Here is a 6,166-nt window from a genome sequence, read left to right as displayed (position 1 = left end):
GATGTTGGCGCCGGTCGCTTCCGCGACCTGGCCCCGCCAGTCGAGCATCATGGCGTCGGCGTAGCCCTTGGCCTCGGCGGCATGCTTGGACATGGTGCAGATCATGTAGAGGCCGGCGGCCTTCGACCGCGACGGCGCCGTGCGCGGGTCGGGCCGGCGCCATTCCGCCACATCGAGACGGATGCCCTTCAGCTTCTGCGCCGGATCGAAATAGCTCGGCCACTGCCAGATGGCGATGGCGACGTTGATGCGGTTGTTTTGCGCCGAAACGCCCATCTGCTCGCTGCCGCGCCAGGCGATCGGCCTGACATAGGCGTCCTGGAAGCCCTGCTTCTTCAGGAGCGTGGTCGAGGCGTCGTTGAGCTCGGCCACCGAATAGGGAATCTTGAAGCCGAGCAGGCGCGCTGATTCATGCAGCCGCTCGGTATGCTCGTTGAGCTTGAAGATCTCGCCGCCATAGGCGCGCTCGCCCTCGAAGACCGCGCTGGCGTAGTGCAGGCCATGGGTCAGCACGTGGATCTTGGCGTCTCCCCACGGGACGAACTCGCCATTCATCCAGATGAAGCCGTCCAGTTGATCGAAAGGAACGGATGCCATGGTAACCTCCCGCGGACAACGGCCCGCATATCTCAGTGTCGTTGCGTGTTCTTTTTTGGCCGCGCCAGGTGATTGGAGACGCCGGCCGGTGTCTCGAAGCGTAAGCGGATAATCGCGCCCTGGCAAACTCAGGAAGTTCCGGAAAAACCGGCCTGCCTTGCCTTTTCGTTCGCAATCCGCCCAAAAGCTTGTCAAAAATTACCATTGCAGGGAAATTACGTCAATAGTACTGACATAATCTCCCGTTCCCATGGAGAAATGATGACGGATAAAAGCCCAGCTGCCGGAAAACCGATCAGGACCGCGATCACCAGCGAGGACGGCATCGACTTCGCCATCATCGAACTCTTCTTCTTCGCCTATCGCGACTTCACCTCCGATCCCGATCAGATCCTGGCCGATTACGGCTTCGGCCGCGCCCACCACCGCGTGCTGCATTTCGTCAACCGCCGGCCGGGCCTGACCGTCGCCGAACTGCTCGACGTGCTGAAGATAACCAAGCAGAGCCTGGCGCGTGTGCTCAAGCAATTGATCGACACCGATCACGTCGTGCAGTTGCAAGGCCCGCGCGACCGCCGCCAGCGCGAACTTTATCCAACGGCCAAGGGCCGCGCGCTGGCGCTGGCGCTGGCGCGGCCACAGTCGCGCCGCATCCATGCTGCATTGGAAGATTCCGGCGCCGCCGAACGGACCTTGGTGGAACGCTTCCTCGAAGCGATGGTCAATCCGGAACTGAGAGCTCAGATCGACGTTGGGTCCGCAAAAATGTCAGGAAAAAGCCATGGAGAGCACTGAGAGGGTCGACCAGGCGGCCGCACCAGACGACGACGCACCGCATCTGCTCGTGGTCGACGACGACACCCGTATCCGCAATCTTCTCAAGCAGTATCTGACCGAAAACGGCTTTCGCGTCACCGTCGCCGGCAATGCCGGCGAGGCCCGCCGCAAGCTCGCCGGTCTCGACTTCGACCTGCTTGTGCTCGATGTCATGATGCCGGGTGAAACCGGCGTCGACCTGACAAAGTCGTTGCGCGCCGAAAAGAATGTGCCGATCCTGATGCTGACGGCCCTGTCGGAGACCGACAGCCGCATTTCCGGGCTCGAGGCCGGCGCCGACGACTATTTGCCAAAGCCCTTCGACCCGCGCGAGTTGATCCTGCGCATTAACAACATCTTGCGCCGGGGCGGCCCGGCGGCGACGCCCAAGGTCGAACAGTTGGTGTTCGGTCCCTACACCTTCCAGATCGCCAGGCGCGAACTGAAGCGCGGCGGCGAAGCGCTTAAGCTGACCGACCGCGAACAGGAGATCCTGGCGATCTTCGCCGCGCGCGCCGGCGAAACCATCCCCCGCCACGAGCTGGTCGGTGACGATTCGGAAGTCGGCGAGCGCACCATCGACGTCCAGATCAACCGGCTGCGCCGCAAGATCGAGCGCGATCCGTCCAACCCGGTCTGGCTGCAGACCGTGCGCGGTATTGGGTATCGGCTCAGCGTGGAATAGAATACCGGCGGCGGCTCAAGTGCGTGATCCCGAAAACTGGGAACCGGTTTTCGGAAAGATTATGCTCCAACAAAGAGTTAGCCGCGGATGAAAAGAGCCAATGGCGACCACGGAACTGGAACAGCCGGACAATGACGGCCTGAGCGCACGCGCCACGCGGACGTTCAAGGCGGTGCCGCGCATCTGGAACCGGTTCTGGCGTCTCGTTTCGCTTTACATGCCCAAGCGCCTCTATGCGCGCTCGTTGATCATCGTCATCGCGCCGATGATCCTTTTGCAGTCGGTCGTCGCCTTCGATTTCATGGAACGTCACTGGGCAACCGTGACGCAACGCCTGTCGCAGGCCACCGTGCGCGACATCGCCGCCATCATCGACCTGATCGAGACCTATCCGCACGACGCCGACTACGCCAACATCATCCGCATCGCGCAGGACCGCATGCAGCTCAAGGTCGACCTCCTGCCGCCCGATCCGTTGCCGCCGCCCGGTCCAAAACCGTTCTTCTCGATCCTCGACGATGTTCTCTCCGCCGAAATTACCCGCCAGATCAACCGCCCATTCTGGATCGACACGGTCGGCAATTCCAACATCGTCGAGGTCCGCGTCCAGCTCGAAAACAAGGTGCTGCGCGTCTTCGTGCGGCGCAGCCAGGCCTATGCCTCCAACACCCATATCTTCCTGATCTGGATGGTCGGTACCTCGCTGGTGCTTCTGATGATCGCCATCCCCTTCCTGCGCAACCAGATCCGGCCGATCCTGGCGCTTGCCGAGGCCGCCGAGAGCTTCGGCAAGGGCCGGCCGATGCCGCGCGATTTCCGCCCGCGCGGGGCCGAGGAGGTGCGCCGCGCCGGCTTTGCCTTCATCCAGATGCGCGAGCGCATCGAGCGCCAGATCGAGCAGCGCACGGCCATGCTGACCGGTGTGAGCCATGATCTCAGAACCATCCTCACCCGCTTCAAGCTGCAGCTGGCGCTGGCCGGCGGCAAGGCCGAGACCAAGGCGGCGCTGGACCAGGATATCGAGGACATGCAGTCGATGCTGGAAGGCTATCTCGCCTTTGCCCGCGGCGAGGCCTCGGAGGATCCGGGACGTTTCGATCTCGAAGCCTATTTCCAGAAGCTCGGCGAGGAAGCGGGGTTGCGCAAATGCAAGCTGTCGACGACGCTTTCCGGCGATCCGACCGTGCATGTGCGGCCGAACGCCTTCGCGCGGCTCTTGTCCAACGTCATCGGCAATGCCTTCCGCTATGCCAAGACGGTGGAGGTCACCGCCAATCATGGCCGCGGCTCGCTTCTGGTCACCATCGACGACGACGGCCCGGGCATCCCTCCTGACAGGCGGGAAGACGTCTTCAAGCCCTTCGTGCGGCTCGACGAGGCCCGCAACCTCGACGCCAGCGGTACCGGGCTCGGCCTCTCGATCGCCCGTGACATCGCCCGCAGCCATGGCGGCGACATCACGCTCGACGACAGTCCGATGGGCGGCCTGCGCGCCGTGATCAAGGTTCCGGCCTGATTTCTATTTGACTAACTGAGTATGATCTTGCCTGAAAAACGGTTTCGACTTTCCGGGGGCGCGGTCTGCTTCATCCGCCCGTCATGAAACCATGGTCAAGAGCGCGCATGAAGCGCGCGACCGCACTTGATTCGTCCTTGCCGCCTCACTTCGACCCCGTGCCCGCCAGGGTGCGCTGGAGCGAAGCGAGGGCGGCCGCATGGTCGCCGTTCCGGTATCGTTTCAAGGCAACCGCAGACCTCCGAAGCAAAGGGCCGCCATGCGCATATTGATGGTCACCGACGCCTGGCGCCCGCAAGTCAACGGCGTCGTCCACACGCTGGAGCGGCTCACCGAGACTCTGAAGTCCTTCGACGTCGCGGTCGAGTTCCTGACCCCGAACATCTTCCGCACCCTGCCCTTGCCGACCTACCCCGACATCCGCCTGGCGCTGACCACGCCCGGCCATGTCGCGCGCCTGGTCGACGGCTACAAGGCCGACCATATCCACATCGTCACCGAAGGGCCGCTGGGCATCATGGCGCGGCGCTATTGCCGCAATGCCGGCCGGCCGTTCACCACCAGCTATCACACCCGCTTCCCCGAATATCTCAGTGCCCGCCTGCCGGTGCCGGAGAGCTGGGCCTATCGCTGGCTGCGCGATTTCCACAATTCAGGCCAGGGCACGCTGGTCGCCACCCAGTCGCTCGCCGACGATCTTGCCGCGCGTGGCTTCAACAAGTTGAGGCCGTGGACGCGCGGCGTCGACACCGATCATTTCCGGCCAGACAAAAGGAAGGACCTCGGTTTCCCCGGACCGGTTTTCCTGTGCGTCGGCCGAGTCGCCATCGAAAAGAACCTCTCCGCCTTCCTCGATCTCGACCTGCCCGGCAGCAAGGTGATCGTCGGCGAAGGTCCCGAGCTTGCCAAGCTCAAGGCGAAATATCCGAAGGCGCATTTCCTCGGCCATCGTCCCAATGACGAACTGGCCGAAATCTATGCCTCGGCCGACGTCTTCGTCTTCCCCAGCCGCACCGACACCTTCGGCAACGTCATCATCGAGGCGCTGGCCAGCGGCACGCCGGTCGCCGCCTATCCGGTGACCGGGCCGATCGACATCGTCAGCGACGGTTTTGGTGGCGCGGTGTCGAACGATTTGCGCGAGGCGGCGCTTACCGCACTCAACGTCAGCCGCGACCAGGCCCGCGAGCGCGCCATGCGCTACAGCTGGAAGACCTGCGCGGAAATGTTCCTCGACGCGGTTGAGGAAGCATTGGGAACGACACGCAAGCTGGCGGCCTGATAGAGCCGGCGCATAGGATGCGGTGAAGTTCAGGTCTGGTCAAACACGCTCCTTGCGAGAGCTTATGCGACCGTTGCTTGCGGTGCATTATTCGGTGTGTGTAGTTCGTTGCGGGATTGGCGCCGATTTCTACGCTGGACGACGTGCCTGCAGTATCATCGAAGCGTCGCGTCTTGCGCATCGGCAAGACCGTTGCGAGGGTGTTCGGCTATTGCCGCGCGAATGCCTGGCCGCTCTTCGTGGCCGCCTGGTTTCCCTGCTTTCTGACAACGCTTTGTCTGGCGGTGCTTACTCTTGTTCTTTTTGCCGATCCGGGGAAGGCGCCAACCTGGCTTCTATCGCGGGGCTTTGACCCCAGGACTTGGCTTTCCGCGATTGTCGCCGCGCCGTTCTCGGCGATGGTCCTTGCGTTCGTTCTGGACCGTATGGGAAATGCGCCCGAGCATGGCCGGGTCGTCGTTCGGCGCGGCATTGAGAGTGTCAAGCGCTTCGCTATCCCGGGCGTGCGCTTTGAGCTCGACCGGCGGATTCTTTTGGCCGCCCTGCTTCTCGCAGCCATCCAGCTGTTTTGCGGCTTTGCGGTCGCCGGCGAGCACAGACTGCTTTTTGCCGGCCTGATGGCCACACATGACCTGCCGCTCCGCCCCGAGGACGTCGCGCCTTGGGTGTCGGCGATGGGCGCCTTCAACCTCCTCGCGGGTGGTTTCGTCCTTGGCTGGACATATCTGTTTGTCGGCGATTTTCTGTGGACGGGATCGTTTGATCCAATCGGCTGCTGGCGTGCGCTGGACGGCAATCTTCTGCGTTTCACCGCCATAATGTTCATCGTTCTGGCAATAGTTGCCATACTCAAATATGGACTGGCCCTGGCCGGAGCTTTGGTCCTGATTCCCGCGGATGGCGCGTCGCCTTCCTTCTTGACCCTTATGATGATCCATTTCGGACTGGCCTGGCCGTTCGACGTCCTGCATCTCGTGCTCTCAGCCGCAACGGTCGGAACCATTCTCGGCGCGTTCCGGCCCCGAGCTGTCGCTTCAATCCAGCCGGCTGCAGCACCACCATGATGACGCTTGCCGGGGCTTCCTGATCTAGAATAGCCGCCCGCCGTCCGGCACCTTGCGTTCGATGGCGCCCAACACCACGGCGCCCTCTTCATCGGGAAAACCGAGCGTCAGCACTTCCGACATGAACGGGCCGATCTGGCGCGGCGGGAAATTGACCACCGCGAACACCTGGCGGCCGATCAACGTTTCCGGCGTATAGTATTTGG

The 6,166-nt window shown here is 62.7% G+C and carries 6 protein-coding genes and 1 pseudogene; 5 read left to right on the top strand and 2 right to left on the bottom strand.

Features of this window, described 5'->3' with window-relative positions; all coding sequences use genetic code 11:
* The coding region (locus EOA36_RS23970; RefSeq protein WP_127279701.1) for an aminotransferase class IV at nucleotides 1–597 on the bottom strand (597 nt) is incomplete at its 3' end.
* 261 nt (nucleotides 598–858) lie between these two features.
* Here EOA36_RS23970 and EOA36_RS23965 point away from each other — a divergent pair.
* From EOA36_RS23965 to EOA36_RS23945, 5 genes are all read left to right on the top strand, one after another.
* The gene (locus EOA36_RS23965) at nucleotides 859–1,392 is read left to right on the top strand and encodes a MarR family transcriptional regulator (RefSeq protein WP_167531318.1); all 534 of its coding nucleotides are present in this window, start codon (nucleotides 859–861) and stop codon (nucleotides 1,390–1,392) included.
* Nucleotides 1,379–2,098, top strand: a complete 720-nt coding sequence (locus tag EOA36_RS23960; RefSeq protein ID WP_127279700.1) for a response regulator transcription factor — start codon at nucleotides 1,379–1,381, stop codon at nucleotides 2,096–2,098. The genes EOA36_RS23965 and EOA36_RS23960 overlap by 14 nt, the downstream gene beginning before the upstream one ends.
* 100 nt (nucleotides 2,099–2,198) lie before the next feature.
* The gene (locus EOA36_RS23955) at nucleotides 2,199–3,614 is read left to right on the top strand and encodes an ATP-binding protein (RefSeq protein WP_127279699.1); all 1,416 of its coding nucleotides are present in this window, start codon (nucleotides 2,199–2,201) and stop codon (nucleotides 3,612–3,614) included.
* Nucleotides 3,615–3,873: 259 nt separating this feature from the next.
* Entirely contained in the window at nucleotides 3,874–4,896 is a 1,023-nt protein-coding gene (locus EOA36_RS23950; protein WP_127279698.1) for a glycosyltransferase family 1 protein, read from the top strand.
* Between the two features lie 173 nt (nucleotides 4,897–5,069).
* Entirely contained in the window at nucleotides 5,070–5,960 is an 891-nt protein-coding gene (locus EOA36_RS23945) for a hypothetical protein (RefSeq protein ID WP_245464453.1), read from the top strand.
* Nucleotides 5,961–5,984: 24 nt separating this feature from the next.
* Here EOA36_RS23945 and EOA36_RS23940 read toward each other — a convergent pair.
* A pseudogene (locus tag EOA36_RS23940) lies at nucleotides 5,985–6,166 on the bottom strand (tRNA-binding protein); the annotation flags it as partial.

The sequence above is a fragment of the Mesorhizobium sp. M8A.F.Ca.ET.021.01.1.1 genome, from assembly GCF_003998025.1.
Lineage (GTDB): Bacteria > Pseudomonadota > Alphaproteobacteria > Rhizobiales > Rhizobiaceae > Mesorhizobium.
The sequence above is the reverse complement of the archived record's forward strand: the minus strand, read 5'-3'. Positions and strand labels throughout refer to the sequence as shown.

Bases quoted from the DNA above. Each gene is read 5' to 3' on its own strand.
- EOA36_RS23955 (WP_127279699.1), top strand. From the start codon at position 2,199: ATGGCGACCACGGAACTGGAACAGCCGGACAATGACGGCCTGAGCGCA.
- EOA36_RS23965 (WP_167531318.1), top strand. From the start codon at position 859: ATGACGGATAAAAGCCCAGCTGCCGGAAAACCGATCAGGACCGCGATC.
- EOA36_RS23960 (WP_127279700.1), top strand. From the start codon at position 1,379: ATGGAGAGCACTGAGAGGGTCGACCAGGCGGCCGCACCAGACGACGAC.
- EOA36_RS23950 (WP_127279698.1), top strand. From the start codon at position 3,874: ATGCGCATATTGATGGTCACCGACGCCTGGCGCCCGCAAGTCAACGGC.